General features: G+C 62.7%; 1 protein-coding gene. It reads right to left on the minus strand.

What is annotated here, in order from left to right:
- Positions 1–359 precede the first annotated feature (359 nt).
- A complete protein-coding gene (locus GOALK_RS06240; protein WP_006357955.1) occupies positions 360–2,003 on the minus strand; it encodes a fatty acid--CoA ligase in 1,644 nt (547 codons plus the stop codon).
- Between the last annotated feature and the right edge of the window lie 5 nt (positions 2,004–2,008).

Consider the following 2,008-nt stretch of genomic DNA (forward strand, 5'->3'; position numbering starts at 1 on the left):
CTCGGTGAGGCGAGCTGGTGGCCAGGGCGGCTGCACCGCGCGGCCGTGAGCCGGGATTCCACCGAGGTAGGACCCTATGCCAGAGGACCTTTGACGACGTCTAATCGCTGATGGCGGGGTGAATCTACATCAGGCGCGCGAGGGTTGACAGGAACTCTCGGTTCCTGCTGTGAAACGGCCCCACGATCAATTGCCCATTCGCGCTAACGCTTTCGCTACACCCCGTGCTGTAATGCTCGGTCGCAGTGTGAGTCATCGCTGCGGACTGCCTGGCCTGAGCACTTCTGAGAGCATCAGCCGAGGCGGTGAACACCAGACGGCGGCGGTTCAGCGAACCGCCGCCGTCAGCGAGAATGTGTTCAGTTCGGCACGACGACGAGATCCCCGTCGGCATGTTGGGCACGCAAAGCTCTTTTGTCGAACTTGCCCACGCTGGTGCGTGGCACCTGGTCCACGAACGCCCAGTTCTTGGGAATCCACCAACGAGGGATCTCGGCGGGGCAATTCTCGAGGAACCACTGGCCGAGTTGATCGGCGGTAACGTCGCTGCCGTGCGTCCGGACGACCACGGCTAGGGCCGTCTCCTGCCATCGCTCGTGGGGGATAGCGATCACGGCAGCCTCGGCCACCTGAGGATGGCCCATTATGGTGTTCTCGAGCTCCACCGATGAGACCCACTCGCCACCGGACTTGATGACGTCCTTCGTTCGATCGGTGAGCGTCAGATAGCCGTCCGGGCTGATGTGGCCAACATCGCCAGTCCGCAGCCAGCCGTCACGGAACTTGTCGCTGTCTTCGTCCATATTATAATAGCCACCGGTGATCCACGGCCCCCTCACTTCCAGTTCCCCCACGGACCTGTCGTCACGTGGAACCGGCATACCGGCCTCGTCGGTGAGACGCATCTCGACGCCACAGATGGCACGGCCCTGACGCTTGCGATACGTCATATCGGATTCCGGTGCGACACCGGCCGGTGGTCGACTCACCGCGGCGAGTGGCGAGGTTTCCGTCATCCCCCACGCTTGGATAATCGGGACGCCGAACCTGTCCGCGAATCCCTCGATCAACGACTGCGGCACCGCCGCACCCCCGCAGGCGACCAGACTGATCGACGACAGATCCACATCGGGATGCGATGACCCAAACTGCAACAGATCGTTCCAGATGGTCGGAACGGCACCCGCTTTCGTGGGCCGATGTGTCTGAATCATGTCCGCCAGAGGCGCCGCCTGCAGGAATCGGTCGGGCAGAAGCAAGTCGGCACCCGCCATAAGGGCCGCATAGGGAAGACCCCAGGCACTGGCGTGGAACATCGGCACCACCGGCAGGACTCGGTCACCCTCCTCCACGGCGAGCGCATTGCCGGTACAGGCTGCCATCGAGTGAAGGAACATCGAACGGTGGCTGTAGACAACCCCCTTGGGGTCTCCCGTGGTTCCGCTGGTGTAGCATATAGCCGCCGCCGATCTCTCATCGGGTTCTGCCCACGGAAAGGCCGGGGACTCCGCAGCGAGCGCGTCCTCATAACGAATGATTTCGACGCCGTTGCCCTCCAGCGCCGACACCTCCCCACCGCCGGCGACGAACACGACACGTACGGTCGACAGGCCCGGCAGCACCGGTGCCAACAACGGCACCAGCGAACTATCCGTAATGATGACCCGGTCCTCAGCGTGATTCGCGATGAACGACAGTTGGGACGCAGACAACCGCAGATTCAGGGTATGCAGGACGGCACCCATGGCGGGAACCGCAGCGTACGCCTCTAGGTGCTCCTGATTGTTCCACAGCAAAGTAGCTACACGGTCATCGTCGCCCACACCGGCACGACGCAGAGCATTGGCCAGCTGACCGCAGCGTTCCTCAAGGGGCCCGTAAGTCGTGGTTCGAGCCGGTTCGGCGCCGCCGTAGGTGATCACCTGCCTTCCGGCGTGATTCGTCGCGACGTGGCGAAGGATCGACGACACCGTCAAAGGTACGTCCTGCATCGTGCTCTTCATGAATA

Source organism: Gordonia alkanivorans NBRC 16433, from assembly GCF_000225505.1.
Lineage (GTDB): Bacteria > Actinomycetota > Actinomycetes > Mycobacteriales > Mycobacteriaceae > Gordonia > Gordonia alkanivorans.

What these genes read in the sequence shown, in the direction of transcription:
- GOALK_RS06240 (WP_006357955.1), bottom strand. Translation starts at nt 2,003, where the DNA reads ATGAAGAGCACGATGCAGGACGTACCTTTGACGGTGTCGTCGATCCTT.